General features: G+C 49.3%; 18 protein-coding genes. 5 read left to right on the top strand and 13 right to left on the bottom strand.

The window, feature by feature from the left end:
* Positions 1–22: 22 nt before the first annotated feature.
* The 4 genes from HOJ95_10420 to HOJ95_10405 all read right to left on the bottom strand — a co-directional run bounded on the left by HOJ95_10420 (position 23) and on the right by HOJ95_10405 (position 4,787).
* On the bottom strand, positions 23–1,912 hold the full coding sequence (locus tag HOJ95_10420; GenBank protein MBT6395110.1) for a hypothetical protein: 1,890 nt from the start codon (positions 1,910–1,912) through the stop codon (positions 23–25).
* Between the two features lie 45 nt (positions 1,913–1,957).
* A complete protein-coding gene (locus HOJ95_10415) occupies positions 1,958–3,259 on the bottom strand; it encodes an NAD(P)/FAD-dependent oxidoreductase (protein ID MBT6395109.1) in 1,302 nt (433 codons plus the stop codon).
* Positions 3,259–3,741 (bottom strand): 4Fe-4S dicluster domain-containing protein, encoded by a 483-nt coding sequence (locus HOJ95_10410; protein MBT6395108.1) that lies wholly within the window; start codon positions 3,739–3,741, stop codon positions 3,259–3,261. Before HOJ95_10410 ends, HOJ95_10415 begins: the two co-directional genes overlap by 1 nt.
* A 164-nt stretch (positions 3,742–3,905) precedes the next feature.
* A complete protein-coding gene (locus HOJ95_10405; protein ID MBT6395107.1) occupies positions 3,906–4,787 on the bottom strand; it encodes an EamA family transporter in 882 nt (293 codons plus the stop codon).
* A gap of 158 nt (positions 4,788–4,945) precedes the next feature.
* On the opposite strand from HOJ95_10405, the gene HOJ95_10400 reads away from it, so the two are divergent.
* Positions 4,946–5,617: a hypothetical protein gene (locus HOJ95_10400; GenBank protein MBT6395106.1), complete on the top strand. Its 672-nt coding sequence runs from the start codon at positions 4,946–4,948 to the stop codon at positions 5,615–5,617.
* A 71-nt stretch (positions 5,618–5,688) separates the two neighbouring features.
* Positions 5,689–6,867, top strand: coding sequence for a CoA transferase (locus HOJ95_10395; GenBank protein MBT6395105.1), 1,179 nt, complete (start codon positions 5,689–5,691; stop codon positions 6,865–6,867).
* 7 nt (positions 6,868–6,874) lie between these two features.
* On the opposite strand, the gene HOJ95_10390 is transcribed toward HOJ95_10395, so the two are convergent.
* Positions 6,875–7,717, bottom strand: coding sequence for a DMT family transporter (locus HOJ95_10390; protein MBT6395104.1), 843 nt, complete (start codon positions 7,715–7,717; stop codon positions 6,875–6,877).
* 113 nt (positions 7,718–7,830) lie between these two features.
* On the opposite strand from HOJ95_10390, the gene HOJ95_10385 reads away from it, so the two are divergent.
* The 3 genes from HOJ95_10385 to HOJ95_10375 all read left to right on the top strand — a co-directional run bounded on the left by HOJ95_10385 (position 7,831) and on the right by HOJ95_10375 (position 10,172).
* A complete protein-coding gene (locus HOJ95_10385) occupies positions 7,831–8,280 on the top strand; it encodes an NUDIX hydrolase (GenBank protein MBT6395103.1) in 450 nt (149 codons plus the stop codon).
* A 90-nt stretch (positions 8,281–8,370) separates the two neighbouring features.
* Complete coding sequence (locus tag HOJ95_10380) at positions 8,371–9,087, top strand: HAMP domain-containing histidine kinase (protein ID MBT6395102.1); 717 nt, start codon at positions 8,371–8,373, stop codon at positions 9,085–9,087.
* 14 nt (positions 9,088–9,101) lie between these two features.
* Positions 9,102–10,172 (top strand): hypothetical protein, encoded by a 1,071-nt coding sequence (locus tag HOJ95_10375; GenBank protein ID MBT6395101.1) that lies wholly within the window; start codon positions 9,102–9,104, stop codon positions 10,170–10,172.
* A gap of 14 nt (positions 10,173–10,186) precedes the next feature.
* Here the strand turns inward: HOJ95_10375 and HOJ95_10370 are convergent, their stop codons facing one another.
* From HOJ95_10370 to HOJ95_10335, 8 genes are all read right to left on the bottom strand, one after another.
* Entirely contained in the window at positions 10,187–11,485 is a 1,299-nt protein-coding gene (locus HOJ95_10370; protein MBT6395100.1) for an HlyC/CorC family transporter, read from the bottom strand.
* Positions 11,485–12,759: an HlyC/CorC family transporter gene (locus HOJ95_10365; protein MBT6395099.1), complete on the bottom strand. Its 1,275-nt coding sequence runs from the start codon at positions 12,757–12,759 to the stop codon at positions 11,485–11,487. The genes HOJ95_10370 and HOJ95_10365 overlap by 1 nt, the downstream gene beginning before the upstream one ends.
* Positions 12,760–12,878: 119 nt before the next feature.
* Entirely contained in the window at positions 12,879–13,754 is an 876-nt protein-coding gene (gene galU / locus HOJ95_10360) for a UTP--glucose-1-phosphate uridylyltransferase GalU (GenBank protein ID MBT6395098.1), read from the bottom strand.
* Between the two features lie 96 nt (positions 13,755–13,850).
* On the bottom strand, positions 13,851–15,926 hold the full coding sequence (ligA, locus tag HOJ95_10355; protein ID MBT6395097.1) for an NAD-dependent DNA ligase LigA: 2,076 nt from the start codon (positions 15,924–15,926) through the stop codon (positions 13,851–13,853).
* A gap of 61 nt (positions 15,927–15,987) precedes the next feature.
* Positions 15,988–16,998 (bottom strand): tol-pal system protein YbgF, encoded by a 1,011-nt coding sequence (gene ybgF, locus HOJ95_10350; protein MBT6395096.1) that lies wholly within the window; start codon positions 16,996–16,998, stop codon positions 15,988–15,990.
* A 63-nt stretch (positions 16,999–17,061) separates the two neighbouring features.
* Positions 17,062–17,640: a peptidoglycan-associated lipoprotein Pal gene (pal, locus tag HOJ95_10345; protein ID MBT6395095.1), complete on the bottom strand. Its 579-nt coding sequence runs from the start codon at positions 17,638–17,640 to the stop codon at positions 17,062–17,064.
* Positions 17,641–17,837: 197 nt separating this feature from the next.
* Positions 17,838–19,241: a Tol-Pal system beta propeller repeat protein TolB gene (gene tolB / locus HOJ95_10340; GenBank protein MBT6395094.1), complete on the bottom strand. Its 1,404-nt coding sequence runs from the start codon at positions 19,239–19,241 to the stop codon at positions 17,838–17,840.
* A complete protein-coding gene (locus HOJ95_10335; GenBank protein ID MBT6395093.1) occupies positions 19,217–20,101 on the bottom strand; it encodes a TonB C-terminal domain-containing protein in 885 nt (294 codons plus the stop codon). The genes tolB and HOJ95_10335 overlap by 25 nt, the downstream gene beginning before the upstream one ends.
* Between the last annotated feature and the right edge of the window lie 110 nt (positions 20,102–20,211).

The raw sequence follows: 20,211 nt of genomic DNA, 5'->3' as shown, positions 1-20,211 counted from the left end.
AAGCGGCGCGTGATATCAACCGTTATTTGGCCTTGGCAGCCGCTTCTTTGCCCCATAACGGCTCAATTAACTCTTCAAGATCAAGCTCGATAAGCGTATCCGGATTGGGACGCCCTGATTTACGGTCATAACCAACTGTCTCGTACCAAATATCGAGCATTTTCTCCCATTGTTCCATGACAGAAACACCCTTCACTGGTCCGTCCACCGGGGTGGAGCCGTAGCGCTTCGAGGGGCGTTCGAGTTCGGGCCCGATGCCACAGCGCAGGTTAAAGGCTCGCATCAGTGTGGCTGACCTCCGGCCAATGTTCATTGCCTCCTCGCGCCGGATGTCCCAGCCCGTCGCGGCCTCGACCGAACGGCAAAGAATTTCCAACCTTGTACGTGAGGTGAAAGCGCAAATGCCCAGAGAATCCTCAAAATGCCGTCTCCCCCGCATGGTACCCACCATTTTGGGCACTGCATCAGGGTCCTGGGGCTCCACCCTGGCCGGCATACCCATTTCGGTCGGAAATACGGGCGGAGCGGTGTCCAGCGTCCCGCCGCTACCAGTACAGGTGTCCAGCATCTCCTCCCATCTGGCTCGGTGGTCGTGCCCTCTTGGAGAGTCGCCCTTCATGGTATAAATAGCGCAATCTGCCGCCTCGCCTCCTAGTTTTTCGGACGCTCGCTTAACCCCCTCGGCCAAAAGATCTCCCATGCCCTCACGACGGCTAATCATTTGAAGCAACCGATTAGCACCTTCAATATCTCCCCATTCAAGCCGAAAACCAAGATCACTATCAGTGATGTACCCCTTTTCCTGGCATTCCATCACCCATCCACAGAGCCAGCCCCACTCGTTCACGTCCACACAGGCCCGGTCGAGCTGTGTATTCATCCAGGTGACTTCCTGGGGCTCCGTGGCCCCGGTAGCCCATCCTGCTCCAGCCCAACCCTCGTACTCGGGCTCGTCGACGATTTCTCCCTTATGGGCCCCAGAAGCGATCACCTGCATATGGCAGTGATGCATCCCGCATGAGTTGCACTGATGGCCCCGGTGATCAAATCCTTCACGGAGGCTACGTCCCTCCCATTTCTTGGTATCCACCCCCTCAGGCCATTCGTTCGTCGTGTAATTGCGAATCGGCAGTGATCCCCCTGCTATCTGATTCCGGACTCCGCCCAGCGTTCCGTAAGCGTAAAGACCCTTTGTACTTGGGTCGGTCTGTAGGCTATGGGCAATCTCGTCAGCCGCAGCGTAGAGCGCCTTTAGATGTGCAACAGAGAGAGCCTTGCCACCCCGCTCAATGACCACAGCCTTAACATTCTTGGAGCCCATAACTGCACCGCAGCCGTTCTTGCTCGCCACGTGGCCGTAATCGCCCTGAATGGCGGCAAAGCGAACCAGATTCTCACCCGCCGGGCCAATAGAATAAACACTGAGCTGGTGCCCGCTGAGGCCAAGTTCTTTTTCGAGGGCCTGCTGCGTTTCCCAGGTATCTTTCCCCAGGAGGTGGGATGCATCCTTGAGCTCCACCCGATCACCCTGGATATGGACATAGACCCAGCCCTCAGAACGCCCTTGGAGGACGATAGCGTCATAGCCACAATGCTTTAGATTGGCACCGAAAAAACCGTTAGCATTCGTGTTAGTAGCCCCACCAGTCAGCGCACCACGCGTAACAACGGTGAGCCCGCCGGTGCCCCACACTGGAAGACCCGCAAGTGGCCCAGTGGCCAAGACAAGACGATTAGCCGGGTGGTCCCATTCCACCTCGGGGGGCACTTCCTCCCAAAGAATTTTCGCCCCCAGACATGCGCCGCCCAAATATTTCCGCTGGTCCTCGGGGGTAAATGGATCGCCCCATGTATTTCCGGCCGTCAGGTCCACTCGGAGGATTTTCCCCGCAAACGCGTGTGATTCGCTCAATGTCACTTTCTCCCGATATAATTAAATGACCGCAACATGCCGCTCCTATACGGAGGGACGCCCCAGAAGCGTCTGTGGAATCAAATTGCCCGCAGCTCCCGCAGCCAGATATGCACGTTTAATATCAAATGGATTTTTCTTGAGATGCGCCTTCCATTCAGATAAATCACATTTGCTCTGTACAAGCCCCTTGATCATTCCCACATCGTTAGTCGCCCAGATGTCTCTTGTCCGGCCCAACAAAATTGCACCCACAAGACGACCTTCCTCAAAAAGCAGTTTTCGATAGGCAGGACGATCCGCCTTAACCACTCGAACAACCTCCAGCTCCTCGTCATCCCAGCGGCCAAAACTGGCTATCTCAAGATCCAGAACATCAACGATGTTCATAAGCAGGCTGCCCTCAAAGGCCGTGTCCACGCCAGCCATATTGGCGCCGACCACGCGACCATGCTGCATAGCGGTAGGCTCTATGGCATGCACCACCTTGCCATCCGACAACAGATCTGGCCCCTCGGCCACATCACCCGCCGCATAGACATTCGATTCGCTTGAGCGAAGATGGTCGTTTACTAGAACGCCCTGGTTCACTTCAATTCCAGAGCCCTCGAGCCATTCAAGATTTGTTTTAATTCCCGTCGCCATAATCACAAGATCAGCATCGACATCAGCGCCCGACTTTAGCTTCACAGTTTTGCCGCCACCAGAGACATCCTCAATCGAAGTCACCTCCACACCTGCCATGATTTTAATGCCGCGCTCTTCAAGCCACCCCTGAACAATCGCCGCCCCTTCGTCATCCACCATACGCGGAAGAATTCTTGGAGCGATTTCTATGATCGTGAGTTCAACGCCACGCTTGATCAACGCATTTAAGATGGTAAATGAAATAAAACCGGCACCTATCATGGCAACCTGTGAACCAGGTTTTAACCCAGCTGTCACCTCACGCGCCTGCCCAAGCGTCCAAAAGCTGTGAACATCGCCTCCATCAGCTCCCGGCACCGGAGCCCGAACCGGAGAAGATCCGGTGGCAATCAACAAATTATCGTAGTCAATCTCATCACCATTATCGAGAACAAGCCTGTTGTTGTCAGGGTTTAACGTAGTCGCCCGTCGGCCAAGACGTGTTTCGACATTGAGCTTGCCTAGTTGCGTTTCAGATGCCGTATACACATGTGATTCGCCAATTTCTTGCGAAAGATAATACGGAAGAACCATTCGAGAATAAGGATTTTCGTCAGACACTAGAACAATCTCCGACTCTCCTTTGTCGATCTCTCGTATCGTTGAAATTGCGTTCCAACCGGCAGTCCCGCCGCCGACGATGACGTGACGTTTAGCCATTAGTTTGCCCTCACCGTAAGTAAACCACCCGGGCCTTTCGAGCGCTCGGTGGCAAACGGGCCAACCCAGTCCGTCACTTCGGCCTCTTCATATAAAATAGCGTCACGTGGACAAACCTCAACGCAAGCCGGTGAACCGCTGCAGAGGTCACACTTGAACGCCTTATGTAAATCAGGATCGTAGAATATAGTTCCATAAGGGCAAGAAATCGTGCACAACTTGCATCCAACGCAAATGTCAGACACAACATTCTTGGCTCCCACCCCACTAATATTAATCGCCTCGACGGGACATGCCGTCATACACCAACCCTCGTCGCATTGAGGACAGGTGTAAGGCGAATAACTCGTATGTGTTTCAAAAGCCGAAACCCGGATAACCGATTTCGACGGCTGAAATGTCCCGGTCTGCATATAGGAGCAAGCGAGTTCACATCGCATGCAACCTGTGCAATTTTCGGGAACAATCTTAAGTGCTTTCATCCTCTCTCCTTAATAAGCGAAACGTGCCGGATAAAACTAACCTGGAATCTCCCGGATTCACTATTTATCTCTTTGTGATAATGAAATTGTCGCAAAAAATTGAGGTTTCGGTCAATAAGCAATACCAGCAAGCCCTCTCAGACCCTAATCTATACTCCATAACATCACGGATTTGCCGTAATCAAAGCGGCACCGATAACAACGACTCCTGTTGCCAGAATCAGCCGCATCGTGATGATTTCCTTGCCTCTTAAGAAAATAGCCGAGAGTATTATCACAAAAATCGGGGTCATCCGCACGAGCGGTGATATCACCGTCAATGGACCATCTCTCAAAGCAGTCCAAAAATTAAGCGCCGCCGCCATGGCAAAAATACCCGCCGGAATACTGGCCAAAGCAAGGGAGCGACTAAATTCAAATTTCTGCGGGCCAGCCATAAAACGAGAGGTCGTCATTAGCGTAGCATTCGCAATGATTGTTGAAACGATTACCCCGAACGCTGGCGCGCTTAGAGCCGTCATCGCGCCTTTTCGCAAGTAAGGCGTAATAGAGAAAGCCAGCATCGCAATAAAAGCATAGGTATACATTCTCAAGGGGTAGCTTCCACCCCCCCTTTCGCTTGTTAACACAATCAGACCTACAACAATAAAAACCATGCCGATCCATATTTCAATGGATGGACGCTCGCCTAGAATTACCACACCCATTATGGCCGCCCCAATCGGAGAGCCAGCTACAACCGTATTCGTTCGACTCACGCCGATAAGAGTATTCGACCAGTACGCCAAAAATCGAGCTGTCGCCTGCCCTAAAAAACCCACTCCGAGAAAAAAAAGAAGCGCCAGATAAATATCGCCATCAAATGAATCAAAGATTGGAACCAAGAATATCGCCGTGACGGCCATCCAAAAATTGACCATCATCGTTATTGTCAACGGTGAGGCTCGCTCCGTCAGGCGGCGAACAATCATTTGATTACACGAGAAGAAAAAACTTCCTAAAAGCGCACGATACTCAGGAGGAATTGCCGAAAAGAAATCAAACAAAATATATAACCGCCTTTGCCAGATGAAATTAATAAACACAATTATCGCACGCCCTGGAGAGATGCCATAGCGCGGCATGTCCAATTCGGTTATTAATACTCATATCAACGCAAATCTTTCGTGAAAGAATTCGACTTTTATTAAAGGACCATCCAACAATGAGCGATGACCTTACCACCTCCGGGCAACAAGTATTTCCCGAGTATCCAGAGATTCCCGGTATGATCAAAAGAGAGATTCAAGACATTAACGATGAACAGATGGACGCTACCCACCTGGAAAAAAGCTGGGGTGCCTGGTCAATCAGGCAACAGGTCAGCCACATCGCATACGCGCATTACCGTTGGTTTCTGGATATTTGGGGTGTAGCGCTTTTCGGTGACAACCCCCCAAGAGAGAAAACTCTCCTCGACACAGGCGGTGCCGATCGTTTGCTGGATCCCAAACGATTTCACGAAAAACAGGATTTGCTTGCTGCCGTTCAAGATGCCTCGGACCTCGCATGGGAGATTCTGGGCAACGAGAATCTCAGAAGTCTTCGTGAAAAAGTGCAATCAAGACACATTCCAGAAGATCATCAATGGTCCACGGGAGACGGATTGAAGGAATGGACGGAGAATATCGTAATGAAATCCCATCCCCGAGGATTTTGGAGAGACGAAAACAACTCCGATCTTTATCATTACGACCTCGAACAAACTTTCCGCCATGTTCTCTGGGAAGCCTATGCGCATTTGAAAACCATACAGGCGCACAAACAGGCATTGGGACTTTCTGTTCAAGTAGATATACCGGTCGTAGGTTATTTGAATTATCTTAATTGGGAATAAATTAACGGGTAGTTTCCTGACAGAGAATTCTTCGCAACCGACCAGATATGGGCTAAAAGAGGTAAACAACGATGCCTGGGCCGATAGAAGGGGTAAGAGTCCTCGATTTAACCCGCCTAATTGTCGGAGGCTTCTACGGCATGCTTCTCGCCGATGCAGGCGCGGAGGTAGTAAAGATTGAAGTTCCCAAGCGCGGAGACACACTACGCGCATGGAATCCCTCCTGGTGGAAAGTATACGGTCGGGGGAAAAAATCATTAACGCTGGATTTATCCCAATCCGCTGGCCAGGAAATTCTAAAAAAACTTGTCGCCGAAGCCGATGTGCTGGCGGAGAATTTTTTTCCCGGCAAGCTTGAAGCCTGGGGGCTCTCCCCCGAGACACTTCATAAAATAAATCCAGGCCTCATTGTGGTTAGAATTTCCGGTTGGGGGCAGGATGGGCCTTACCGGGATCGACCGGGATTCGGAACACTGGTCGAGGCCGCCTCTGGTTTCAGCGCGATAAACGGTTTTCCGGATTCCCCGCCACTGCTGCCCCCTGTTCCGATTGCCGATATGACGGCTGGACTCTATGGCGTATCTTCCACCATGTTTGCCCTGTATCAGCGTGATGCACTGGGGGGCGGAAAAGGTCAAACTATCGACCTGGCGCTCTATGAGCCACTTTTTTCTATCCTTGGCCCACATGCCGCAGAGTTCGTTTTAAACGGGAAAAAATATCGCCGAACAGGCAACCTTTCTGAAAACTCATCTCCCAGAAACTGTTATTCAACTAAGGACGGCAAATGGATCGCCATTTCGGCCTCGACTCAACACATGTTCGAGCGTCTGGCGAAAAGTATAGGGTGCGCCGATCTTATTGAAGATGCCCGCTTTAAGAACAATGTCGCCCGTGTCTCCAATGATCCAAGTTTAGACAACATCATCGCCAACGAAATCAGCGCTAAATCCTGCAATGAAAACATGAATATTTTTAATGCCGCCGGCGTTACCGCAATGCCTGTTTATGACATCGAAGATATTTTTGCAGACCCCCATTTCCAGCAAAGAGAACTCATCAAGGCAGTCCCGGATACCGACTTCGGAGAAGTTCCCATGCAAAACGTAACACCGCGCATGTCGGAAACACCGCTTACAATTCGGTGGACTGGCCCGCCGCTCGGGGCGCACTCCGATGAAATATTAAACTCGTGGTTGGGAATGAACTCCGAGGAGATTAATCAACTCCGAAAAGTAGATGTGGTTTAAAAAAAATTTATGCCATCGCGAAAATAAGGATAGACACCACAGCGCAAGCCGCCCCGATACTTTTTTGAATAGAGAGGCGCTCTCCGAGAAAAATAATCGCCAGGATACCTGTAAGAACAAAACTAAGCTGGGCAATGGGCGCTATAACCACGGCATCTCCATGTGTGAAGCCAACCGAGAGAGAAACATAGCTGGACGAGGTCAACACGCCACACATAAGGGGCACCCAAAGGGCGCCTCCCCGCTTGGGCAGTGGATCTCCTGAATAGATGGCAAACGGCAAGGCCATGCAAAAAACACCTACGCTTTGAGCAAGGGTCATCGCCGCAGGCGTAGCCCCCATGCCAAGGCCTAGCTTGATAAACAAACCGATAAAGCCAAAAAGGCACATCGCCCCGAGCGCCAGGGCTAGAGAGCGTTTGTCACCCTGCCCCGAAAAGATACGGCCTCCTCCGACAAGAACGGCCGAGCCCGCCAGCAAGAGCGCTAAACCTTTAAGTAAATTCACTTCCTCGTTTATGAGCGTAATCGTTAGAAGAGCTGTAATGGCAAAATTCAGACGCACTATAGGGATCAGAGAAACCGCCTCGCCCCGGCGCATGGCTAAAAGAATAAAAAGAAACGCGGTGAAGGCCAGAGCGCCATTGAGCAACCCAAACCACAGGCCAGGGCTCCAAATCAAATCCGAGCGGAGATATGCCAAAGTAAAAGCTGTGGGCATATAGGCAAAATTTTGCACCAGCATGAACGGCCCGCCGCGCAAATCCCACTTCTGGCCCCATTTATAGAGAAAATCGCTCATTCCGAGAAAACACATGGAGAGAAGAGCAAAGATTATTTCAGGGGGCACGGCACTTTCCTCGACAAGAGTTATGCGTCAACATTTACGCTTACCCTACAATGAATATGATGCTACTTTTGGCCTTTAATAACTGTCAACACAAACACTTTTCAGGAGAAACGATGAGCCGCATATATCCCCTTCGGCCCATTCCTGGTGTCGGCGCAATAATTTTTAGCGAGAAAAATGTCTTGATGGCACAACGAGGCAAGGCGCCGGGCGCAGGAAACTGGAGCGTACCCGGTGGCGCTTTAAAACTGGGAGAAACGCTTGAGGAGGCCTGCAAGAGAGAGACGCTAGAGGAAACCGGCTTAATCGTGGATATCGTTTCGCGTTGCGCGGTATTAGACCGAATAACACGGGACAACTGGAATCGGGTACAGTATCACTATGTCCTGGTAGATTTCGTTTGTCGCCCCGTGGGTGGAAGCCTTAAGCCGGGAAGCGACATAGATAATGCCAAGTGGGTTCCTCTAAAAGATTTGGGAAATCTCGAACCCATGACAAGGGGAACGGCACAGGTCATCCTCGACGCCGCAAATCAGATGCAACGCCAGGATATTATTTTTTAATTCGACCAAGTTGTCGCTTTTTTTAAAAGGTTTTTTCAAGACCACCAAATCACTAATTTTTCCAGACGCTATATTCTTTAAGGAAAAAAATTGGGCACGCAACCGGATGGCGCACAAAAAAAATACGAGACCACCCCGCCAAATACTTCACTCATTCTGCGCCTGGCAAGCCGCGATCTGGAAAAACCTTTCGCTGAGTTTCGCAATCGCTTCGAGGACTTAACGGAAGAAACTGATCTATATCGTCTCCGCGAAAGCCTCACCGAACTATCAGAGTCCGTCTTTCGTCTCGATCAATTGGTACGCGACTTTGTCGATACAACAACGATTGAATCAGGCAACATGGAGCCCAACCAAGAGTATTTTGATTTGGCGGGACTTTTCAGCGAGCAAATAAGCAAACGCCTTCGGAGGCTACGCGGCTATCGCATTCAACCAGAAATACCATCTTCCCCACTTAACATTAATGGGGACAAAAATCGTTTCGCTACCCTTATCAACGACCTTCTCGATGCCGTTATTCTTCTTTCGCCACAAGGCGGAATGATTTTAGTAAGCTTGGCGAACAAGGATAATGAAATTTGCATGTCCGCTGAAAACCGCATGGCTAATCTACCCGCAAACCAGACCGGCTCTACCCTTGATTGGCTAGACACCTGCCTGCAGGAAAAAGAAGGCTTCGAGGGTGTGGGCATCGGCCTGTACCGCGCCCTTTTAACCGCCCGGCTATGGGGCGGCCATTTCAATGTAGATACGCCGCAAAACGGTGGCGTGTCGTTCACACTCTGCATCCCCGACAACAAATAGGATTTTTACTGCATATGAAAAACGCTGGCCGGATATTAGCAAACGCCCTCATTGGCTTTGCAACAGATGTAATCAAATCCCTCGGAGCGGCACCCGATAGAGCCCACACCACTGCTTCAGTTCTGGCTGCTGCCGATCTCAGAGGAATTTCCAGCCACGGCGTGGCTGGCGGAACCGGGCTGAGAGAGTTGGTTGATAGATCGAAACTCGATGCCATAGATATGACCTCCCTGCCCGAAATAAGCCGCAAAGAGGGCTGGGCCATTGCCGCAATGAACGCCAACGGCGGAATCGGTCCCGCTGCTGCGATGGACGCCGCCCAACTCGCAGGGGATCTTGCCGAGCAACATGGAACAGGGCGGGTCCATGTTCGCGATGCAAACCACTTCGGCGCCGCCTGCGTTTATGTTGAAGCTCTCATCGAGCGAGGCTTCGCCGCTCGAGCAACCTGCACATCAGGCGCCTGGATGATGCCCTTCGGGGGAAACCGGGTCCGCCTGGGGACCAACCCCATCGCATGGGGCCTTCCCTGCGGAAACGAAGCCATTGTAATCGATATCGCAACCACTCAGCGTGCCGTAAGCCCCGCTTTCCGTGCCGCCAAATCAGGCGCCCCAATTCCCTCCGACTACTTCAGAGACAAGGACAACAATATGCTTGAAGGTGTTGTTCCCTACGAGAAACTTATCGGCGGCTCGGTTCTTCCTCTGGGGGGTGAGGCTTTCGGCTACAAGGGCTCGGGCCTGAACATACTTGTTGAATTGGACAACGTAATTGGAGGCGGGCCAATTGAACGCGTTAAAAATATGCGCGAAACACCCAAAAGCAGAGTCGCCCAAACCTTCGAGGCCTGGCGTATTGATTTTCTATTTCCTGAAGACGAAGCCCGCGAGCGACTTACTCAGGCAATAAAAGACATCAGGGAACACGGAGACCCGAATATGCTCTTGCCCGGAGAGCGCGAAGCACACCGAATGGCAGACGCTCTTAAAAGCGGAATACCCTACGAAGAGACCCAGTGGGAAGTTTTACGTCAGATATCCAACGACACTGGTGTTTCAGTTCCCGATCCAGTCTCTACTTAAAAAAATCAGACAACTCACACCCCAGGTTCATCAACCGGGGATCCATCCTCCGGGGCCTGTATCTCTGTGATTTGCTCGCATTTAATATTTTCAATTTGACGCTCAGTGGCTTCCGCTATCGTAAAAATCCAGCTATCGATAGATATTTGCTCGCCTTCTTTGGGTATGCGCTCAAAAATTTCTAGCAAATAACCGCCCAGCGTCTCATAATCGCCATCTGGAACGGGAATCGAAAGTTCATCACGTACCGCCTCAACTTCCATGCGGGCGTCCACTAAAATTACGCCATCCATCAATCTTTGATAATAGCGAGCCTCATCAACATTATATTCATCACTAATTTCTCCAACTATTTCTTCAACCAAATCCTCCATGGTCACAACACCCACACAGCCACCATATTCATCTACAGCAACAGCGAGTTTTAATTTTTCCTTTTGCATTTCTTCAAGCAAATCATCCGCCGGCTTTGATTCCGGTACAAAATAAGGCGCCCGAATCAACTCCGACTTATCTTTAAGGAGACCATGGGCAGCGTCTCCAATAGCGATGATATCCCTCGCATTCACCACCCCGACTATATGGTGAATTTCTTCTTTATAAACAAGAATACTTGAGTGCCCGTCTGTTTTTATACGCTCAATAACATCCTCGATAGTTGCGTCTTCATCAACAGCAGTTACTTCCACCTGGGGAACCATGACATTTGCAACATCCAGATTGCCAAATGTAAGAATCCGGCCAATCATTTTTCGCTCGCCTGCTTGCATGTCTCCCTGAATGGGTTTTTCAACGAGTATTTCGAGTTCCTGACGAGTAACAAACGGACTACCTTGGCCATTACCGACCCTTCGGTTCAGAACCGATTGAATGAGATGATTTAAAAACCATACGACAGGATAAACAATCTTCCTGGCACCCCAGACAATACGTGCCAGCTTAGGGGCAAGCGTATCGGCACGATCTTGACAATAACTTTTCGGAACCACTTCACCAAAAATTACTAAAAACGGAATCACCACCAAGGTAGAGACAATTTCGCCGTATTTAGGCCCGAGGAGGTTAATGCCCGTATATGTTGCTAAAACCACATTAGAAACAAAAAAAGAATTATGGCAGGTTAAAATTGTTCCCATCAGCCATTCAGGTGCATCAAGGAGATTCAACGCAATTTTGGCATCCTGATCTCCATCGTTCGCCAATGCACGAAGTTTTGCCCGATTAGCCGAAACGATAGCTATTTCAGCTCCAGAAAAAATTGCCTCGCCCATCAGGAACAAAATTCCTAAAATGAATGCTATCGAAAGTGGCATTATTCATCACTCCCAATATTATTCGCACGAAGTTTCAACACACGTGTATTGTCTACTTCAAGTACGGTAAATTCGATTTCTTCAAATCGAACGCTTTCTCCCACCACCGGCACATGACCAAGCAGCGTGAATACAAATCCACCTATCGAATTTGAATCAAAATCCTCGGGAACAGCCCAGCCCGTGTGTTCAGAAAATTCCCAGAGCGGAAGTCGGGCCACGCATATGAACGAATCATCTGTTTGTTTCTCAATTTCAATTTCTTCTTTTTCATCAAATTCATCACGGATTTCCCCAAATATTTCATCGAGCAAATCCGTCATAGTCACCAGGCCGTTAACACCGCCGAACTCATCGGCAACGACAGCCATATGAGTTCTTTCCTGTCGTAGAAGGCGAAATAAGGAATCCAGCGTAGAGCCTTCTGGAACAAACAGTGGATCCCGAAGCATCTTTTTCGTCAAAACCCGATCAGGATCGATAGATTCTTGCTGAAATACTTCGAGGAAATCCTTCAGATAGAGAATCCCGATGATATGATCGCGATCTCCCTCATAGACGGGCACCCGAGAAAAAGCCGATTGTTGAACAAGACCAGCTACTTCCCGCAGAGGCAAACCTATCTCCCAACATTCCATATCCGTGCGGGGTACGATAATTTCACCTACGGTCCTGTCATGAAATTCAAATATATTTCGGATATAGGTCTGCTCAGTTGCATCAAGCTCACCTTCCTCCAATCCCGCCTCAACCAGAGTGAGAAATTCATCCTCCATCAAAATGTTGCCTTGAACCATGTTTCGTGTTCCGAAAAATGAAAGCACCCAATTAGCGATATGAAGGAAAACCCAGCGCAGCGGAAATATTATTCTCATAAACAATGAGAGTGGAATAACCAGTGTCTTGGCAAATTTTTCGGGAAAACGTGCGGCAAGAGATTTTGGTGTTATCTCACCAAATACCATCAATAGCGGGGTCATCAACAACGGGGCTATCCAGCCACGACTTTCACCCATTAAAAAAATTAACCCGCCCGTGAAAATAGCAGCGGAAATAATATTGACTATTTCATTTCCCATCAGAATGGAAATAATTAATCGGCGAGGCTGATCGAGCAGAACTGAAATACGTTCTCCAAACTTACCTTCTTTGCGAAGCGCTTGAACGCGGACCCGGCCTAAAGAGAAGAAGGCTGTTTCGCTCGCCGAAAAACACGCAGAGAGGAACATTAAGAAAACAAAAGCGGCCAGCCTGAAAATTAATCCAATTTCCAAGGCTCAACCCTCACGGCGGGTGTCTGACTTAGGGCACCCGTTGTCGAGTTTTCTTAATAACAAAAATTCGGCGTAACTATCCGGAGGTTGGGGTTCGTCCGGTGTTTCAGTAGCACTCATTACAGATCCAGACTCCTCAAATAATCCCTGAAAGATGGGCCAACATCATCACGATCCAATGCAAATTCCACGGTCGCTTGCAAAAAACCAAGCTTGTCGCCAGTGTCATATCGTTTGCCTTCAAATTCATAGGCAAAAACAGGCATCTGCTTCATAAGAAGGCGAATGCCATCTGTAAGCTGGATTTCTCCATTTGCATCGGGAGCAACATTTTCAAGACATTCAAAAATTTCAGGCGGTAAAATATAGCGGCCAATAATCGCTAAGTTCGAAGGCGCCTCGCTAGCGAGGGGCTTCTCAATCATTCCCTGCAGAGGGGTAAGGCGAGGCCCCGGCGACAAGTCGCCTGACGGAATTACGGACCCATATTTTGAAATTTCCTTATTCTCCACTTCCATGACAGAAACCATGGCCCCGCCATGCTCTTCATACGCATCAGCAAGCTGACCAATTGCCGGTTTTTCGCTTCGGATGATGTCATCACTCAAAATCACGGCAAAGGGCTCGTTGCCCACCACGCTTTTCGCACAGAGAACAGCATGGCCTAAGCCAAGCGGATTTTTCTGGCGGATAGAGGCGACATGTGCCTTGTCGGCAATCTCTCTTGCCTGCGAGTGCAACTGATCTTTTCCTCTGCTTCGAAGGTGTTCTTCAAGCTCATAGGAAATGTCGAAGTGGTCAACTACTGATACTTTTCCCCGGCCCGTGATAAATACAATATCCTCGATTCCGGCATCGAGCGCCTCCTGCACACCGATCTGAATCTGGGGGGTATCCACTATCGGAAGCATCTCTTTCGGAATGACCTTCGTCGCTGGCAAAAATCTGGTTCCTAGCCCTGCAGCGGGAAATACAGCCTTACGTATTTTTTTCACGTTGCAATTCCAATGAAAGAAGGGGCTAATAAGAATCTTGATGGGGGATTTGTGTCGGTCATTTCTTTATAAGTCTAATAAAAACAAGCTCCCTCGTCAAGGAATTAATTTATCCGAAAGTACGCGCATGAAAGCATCTTCATCCCATACCGGAATATCAAGCGCCTCTGCTTTAGTGCGCTTTGAACCGGGATTTTCACCGGCGACAACAAAGTCCGTCTTTTTACTTACCGAGGCGGCCACACGCCCTCCGAGCGACTCAATTGCCGCTTTAGCTTCACCACGAGAACTGCTGGAGAGCGTACCAGTCAAAACAAACGTTTTCCCTGCAAAGAGTCCATCTGCACCCTCCCCAATCGACACATCTGTCACCGCCGGTGCCAGTCCGGTGGCCTGAAGGTTCTCAAGCATCTGGCGGGATCGGTCATTTTCAAAAAAGGAAATGATGCTTTCCGCTACCTGGGGGCCCACTTCGTGGATATCCAGCAAAGTGTCCCTATCAACCTGGCCCAAGGCATCAATGCTCCCAAATCGACTAGCCAGCACTTCTGCCAGATGCTCCCCTACGTGCCTAATACCGAGGCCGAATATTAACCGATACAATGGCTGCTCCTTGGCCGCCTCAAGCGCTGCGAGAAGATTGTCAATTTTTTTCTCTTTCCAGCCCTTAATCCTCAATATTTTATCGCGATGCTCTTTAAGGGTGAACAAATCGGCAGGCTCTTTTACAAATCCCTCATCAACCAGCTGATTCACCACTTTCTCACCAAGACCCTCGATATCCATCGCACCACGAGAGGCAAAATGTCGAAGACCCTCCCGAAGGACAGCATCGCAACCTGGATTCGGGCAACGTATCGCCGCTTCATCTCCATCTCGCACAACCAACGTTTTACATACCGGGCAATTTTTCGGAATCTTAAATTTACCCGCCCCTGCCGGGCGCTTATCATCTACAACCATCACCACTTCGGGGATCACATCTCCCGCCCGTTGAATAACGACCGTATCGCCCACACGGACATCCTTTTTATTCACTTCATCTTGGTTGTGAAGAGTTGCGCGGGAGACTTCGACACCTCCAACCCGTACTGGCCTTAGCACAGCAACAGGCGTAAGAACGCCCGTTCGCCCGACCTGAACGATAATATCCTCTACCACCGTATATTCCTGTTTCGGGGGAAATTTGTAGGCTATCGCCCATCGCGGCGCCCGGGACGTACTGCCAAGGTCCTGTTGAAGCTCAAACGAATTTATCTTGATGACCATACCATCCATTTCAAACGGAAAATTTTCTCTCTCAGCAAGATAATCTTCGTAGCTTTTAAATACTTCATCCAAATTTTTACATTTGCGCCACTCCGGGCTTACGGGTATCCCCCACTTTGGTAGTGTTTCAAGAAGCTCCGACTGGCTTTCACACTCAAACCCTTCCGTCCTTCCCAGCGAGTACAGGGAAATCCTCAAGGGCCTTGAAGCCGTAATTTTAGGATTCAACTGCCTCAGCGTACCCGCAGCCGCATTTCTTGGATTTGCAAATATCGCTTCGCTCGCATCTTCCCGAGCCCGGTTTAAACTCTCAAATCCATCCCGATCGATATAAACCTCGCCCCTAAGCGTCAGATGCCGGGGTGGCTGTGGCGCATTCTTCGACGACACAAGGCTATGCGGAATATCTTTAATGGTTCGAAGGTTTTCGGTGATATCCTCACCTCGCCTCCCATCTCCCCTGGTTCCACCGGAATGAAAAAAAATTTCTTGATAAACAATATCTACGGCAGACCCATCAAGTTTCGGTTCAACTACGTATTCAAAATTTTCAATTTCACGGTCATATGTTTGCTTTATATATCTTCGTGCACGAGTTTCAAAAGATCTGACTTCCTCTTCGTTCACGGCGTTTTCAAGGCTGCGCATAGGAGGATCGTGGACAAATTCACCGAAGCCCTCAAGCGGCTCGGCGCCCACCCGCTGCGTCGGAGAATTTGGCGTCATAAGAGAAGGATAGTCAGATTCGAGCAACTGAAGCTCACGCATCAGACTGTCATACTCAGCGTCCGATACAATCGGATTATCTAAAGCATAATATCGATAATTATGGAGGTGCAGCTGATCGCTCAGCTCCCCGGCTTTTGATCGAATTTCGTGAGGTATTTTTTTTTGACTACTCATGACTTGTCTATGCGAAAAGCCTACCTATTTAATTTTATCTATCGGAGTCTGATTACTTCACCTACAAAGATTTCAAACGTTCCAATGCAGCTTCAGCTGCCGAGGAATTCGGATATTTTTGGATCACTCGGGCTAGAAGCTCCCGCGCGCTCGCTTTATCTCCAAGATTCAAGAACGCCAACGCTTCTTTCAAAAGCGCATCAGGTGCCTTATCTCCATTTGCATAATCTACCTGCACTTTGTTAAACGCGAGAATCGCTCGTTCAAAATTCTTTTCCCTAAAATATGATTCACCTATCCAAAATTGAGCGTCATCAGCCCGTTCATGCGTTGGATTTTTTGTAATAAACCGATTAAATACTGATCTTGCCCGAGGAAAATTTCCCTCCTCATTAAGAATTCGGAGAGCCTCATTATATTCGTCTTCCGAGTTTGGCGTAATTGGTTTTGGTGGTTGTGGAACTTCCGCCGGCATTCCTACAGGTGGAACAACAACAACCACATCTCGAGACCCACCCTGCGGAACCCCAGCCGCGATTAAGGTTTCCTTTGAAACACCCACAGATGCTTGAGGCTGTGCAGCGCCTTCTGCCGAAGAGCCGGCAGGAGAACTTCCTGCGGGAACTCCTGCAGGACGGATTTGGACATCTAATTCTTCTTTCTCAGGTATGGCACCCGAATTCCTGCCTGATGACCTTAAAAAAGTCAGATCGTTATCCATTGTATCCAACTTTGCGCGAAGTTCTTTTATTTGTTGTTCCAGTTTCATAGAAACAGAAGATATTTTTTCTCTGTCTTTTTCAAGCTCGTCTTTTAGGGTTTGCAGTCCTTTTCGAACCTCTTCAATCCGAGATTCCTGATTCGACAGTCCCCGCCTGAGCCCACTGAGATTTCTACCTAATGAGGTAATATCCGAATTAGCACGTTCGACTTCCCGCGAAGTATTCTTAACAGGGCCCGGAGCGCTAAACGTCTGATCTCCGCCCTGGATAACATCTTGACAGCCGAACAAGGCAAACAAAAAGAGCGGAAGGAAAAATCGAGGGAAGGAATGGCGAGTTAAAGAAGACATAAAGAAAAAGCTCCCCGGCAGAATCTGCCGGGGAGCCTCCTTAGACCGGAGCAAATTGATACCTTAGTTCAATCCCGAAGGAATGCCGCCAATCGCATTAAACATGGCTCGGCGATTTTTTGCCCACGCCAATTCATGGCTCCTCGGATCGGCAGGTCGCTCTTCACCGTAACTGACCGTATCGACACGAGATGCCGAAACCCCAAGGGACACAAGATAGTCTTTCGTCTGCTGAGCCCTGCGATGACCCAGCGCTACGTTATACTCTGCTGTACCACGCTCATCGCAATGACCTTCGACTTGAATCCGAACAGACGGAAAATCAAGAAGAAACTGTGCCTTGCGATCAAGGACGGGGCGCATATCGGGCCTAATTCCCGACTTATCGAAATCAAAATAGACTGGCGCATTCTGGAATTCTCGGAGCGACCGTTTAAAAGCATCTCTCTTACGCCTACGCTCAGCCTCAGTCATGCTTCCTTCTTTCATACTGGACCCTGAGCGGGAGCCAGAAGAGGGGGAGGAAGCCGAAGCAACAGATTCATCAGATTTCACCGTCTGCTGGGCGCAACCAACAGTAAGAAGCAATGCGCCACCAACCACTACAAATTTAAAGTGCTTAATAATTCCAATCTCAAACATTCTAACGTCCTCCTAGCAGCCCTCTGCACAGTACATAATCGAAGTAGGAAGCAAAATAAACCACGGGCAGATACCTAAACATCATGCCCTATGCCCAGAGCAATTCCGTGCTCCCATCACCCAAGAAATCACGACTTTTAAGTATAAGGCATTGATGGATAAGGGGCAAGCCTTATCACATAAAATTGTGACCTTGGTCACGGAAGCGCAGGAGACCAAGCTGGCTCCTGACCAAGTTCAAGGCGTTTCAGTTGGGTTCCGGCCGATGTCATGACATAAACGTATTTTCGACCCGATCGATCTGATGAAAATGCAATGTTTCGGCCATCTGGCGACCAGGAAGGCGACTCATTTCTTCGCTGTCCACCTGTCAAACGCCTTAAATCGCTTCCATCTGGGTTTATTGTAACTATATCTATGGAAGAGCCGTCCGTTACCCGACCTGTAAATACGATCCTATCTCCTCGTGGGCTCCAATCTGGCTCAGTGTTGTATGTCCCTTTTTGAGTAATGCGCCTTGGGTTGGAACCATCGGAGTTCATTACATAAATCTGAGGAGTCCCTGTGCGTCCTGTAGAAAAAGCAATTTTCCTGCCATCTGGAGAAAACGCAGGGGAAACATCGATTCCAAAATTCCTGGTAAGACGCTTTCGCACGCGGCTAAACATATCGTAGCGATAAATCTCGTAATTTCTGCCCGCCAATTGCGAAAAAGCAAAATAGCGGCTGTCGGGCGAGAAACCCCCGCCAATGGCCTGAAAACGCCCTGAACTTACACGAAACTCACGACCGCCATTTGTTGGGAGAATAAAAACACCGGGCGTTCTCGACTTAAAAGAAGAGTAAGCCAGCCACTTACCATCGGGAGACCAGGCCGGGGCATTATTACCTTGCCCGTTCCGCGTAACGCGACGAAGTTGGGCCCCATCCCAATCCATAATATAGATTTCACCACGATGCTTTATTGTGCGCCTGGCGACGAATGCGATCTGGGTATCGAAAACACCCTTTTCACCAGTAAAACGCTCCAAAACAGTATTGGCAAATCGATGAGCCAGCAATCTCCAGTTCGATTTGGGATAACGATATCTTTTGCCAAGTTCCTGCACACCTCGAACCACGTCATACATATACATTTCCGCTTCAAGGGAATTGCCTAGAATCTTATAGCCACCCTTGATTAATCCTTCGACCTTGACGACATTCGCCCACTGTTTAAATCGCTGGCTTTTCTTTTGAATACCAGCCTTAAGAGGATTTTCTAGAAACCCTTTTCTGTTGCGGATAAAAAATATGCCGCTTCTCTGAAGGTCAGCCTCGATGACCTGGGCAATTTTAAGCCCAATCGGATTTCGGCCGCCCTCTAAGGGGCGAAGCTCAGGAATGGCAAGACGTATTTTCCTCGAGCTAGGCGAGTAAATGTCGATAAAAACACGTCCCGACTTCGCAGCCTCTGCGCGACCATCAAACAAGAATAACCCAGGCATTACCAGCAATAGCGCAAAGACCACCTTTGCCACCCAAAAAATTTCAATCCATATTTTCAATTCAATTTTTTTCATTTCAATCACCACAACTAACGGCAGAAATTCCGTCCACAAAAACGAAATCCAAGAGGCAACCACGTTTCCTTCACGCTATTCGGCGGCGCAGGCAATGCCGGATCTGCAGAGCGCTTAACCGCCCTTAGCGCCGCCGTATCATAAATTCGATTTCCACTCGTTGTCTCGATGCGCAGATTACGCATTTCTCCATCTCGGGCCACATCGAAAATAACAACCACTTTCAAGCTCTCCAAATTAGGTAGATTCGGGGGCACCGTCCAAAAATTCCTCACGCGCTCGGCCAGAAGCCCATAGTAGCGTTCAATATCATTCCGTGCGACACCCCCACTGCCACCACCTAGGCTGCCACCGCCTTGACCATCCCCGCCTCCCTCACCCGGATATCCTGTCTTGGGTTTTGGGGGCTCGCCAGCCGTATTCTTCGCCAAAACCTGCTTGCGATTACCTCCGGAACTTTTGCCTGGTTTTTTAGCAGGCGCCGGCTTAACTTCCTTAACAACTTTTTTTTGCTTCGCTTGTTTCCTGCGCCATTTTTTTAACCTCTCCCGGCGGACTTTGATTCTCTTGAGCCTCGCCTGCCGACTTTTGCTTATCTTCTTCTTTTTTTTCTTGATCGCCAACTTCCGAGATTTTTTCTTGCTCGATGGTTTTTTCTTTGTTCGTTTAATTTTTCTTTTTGCTTTTTTCTTTGTCGGGGTTGTGACTTTTTTTATATTCCTGCCGCCTCTGGCCGGTGAAGTCTGAACATCCTCGGGCCTATCTCCAGACTTTCCTCGGGCTGAGCCACCCGGTATTTCATCCGCACCAACCAGGCTTACCGCTGTTCCGCTACCATAGAATCGGTAATCCGCTGACGAAGGGGACCACGCCGCAGCACCAAAAATCACCACATGCAAAAAAAACGAAATACCCCACGCCCACCTAAATCTTTTGTCTCGGAAAAGAGAGCGTTCGACTTTCCTCGAAGGAGATTCCCCAGATAAGTGCTGCGAATTACCCTGATCGG

The sequence above is a fragment of the Nitrospinaceae bacterium genome (assembly GCA_018669005.1).
GTDB lineage: Bacteria > UBA8248 > UBA8248 > UBA8248 > UBA8248 > UBA8248.
The sequence above is the reverse complement of the archived record's forward strand: the minus strand, read 5'-3'. Positions and strand labels throughout refer to the sequence as shown.

Coding starts and splice junctions, on each gene's coding strand:
- ligA (MBT6395097.1), bottom strand. CDS start 15,926: ATGAGTAGTCAAAAAAAAATACCTCACGAAATTCGATCAAAAGCCGGG.
- pal (MBT6395095.1), bottom strand. CDS start 17,640: ATGTTTGAGATTGGAATTATTAAGCACTTTAAATTTGTAGTGGTTGGT.
- ybgF (MBT6395096.1), bottom strand. CDS start 16,998: ATGTCTTCTTTAACTCGCCATTCCTTCCCTCGATTTTTCCTTCCGCTC.
- HOJ95_10370 (MBT6395100.1), bottom strand. CDS start 11,485: ATGCCACTTTCGATAGCATTCATTTTAGGAATTTTGTTCCTGATGGGC.
- HOJ95_10395 (MBT6395105.1), top strand. CDS start 5,689: ATGCCTGGGCCGATAGAAGGGGTAAGAGTCCTCGATTTAACCCGCCTA.
- HOJ95_10400 (MBT6395106.1), top strand. CDS start 4,946: ATGAGCGATGACCTTACCACCTCCGGGCAACAAGTATTTCCCGAGTAT.
- HOJ95_10410 (MBT6395108.1), bottom strand. CDS start 3,741: ATGAAAGCACTTAAGATTGTTCCCGAAAATTGCACAGGTTGCATGCGA.
- HOJ95_10385 (MBT6395103.1), top strand. CDS start 7,831: ATGAGCCGCATATATCCCCTTCGGCCCATTCCTGGTGTCGGCGCAATA.
- HOJ95_10375 (MBT6395101.1), top strand. CDS start 9,102: ATGAAAAACGCTGGCCGGATATTAGCAAACGCCCTCATTGGCTTTGCA.
- HOJ95_10415 (MBT6395109.1), bottom strand. CDS start 3,259: ATGGCTAAACGTCACGTCATCGTCGGCGGCGGGACTGCCGGTTGGAAC.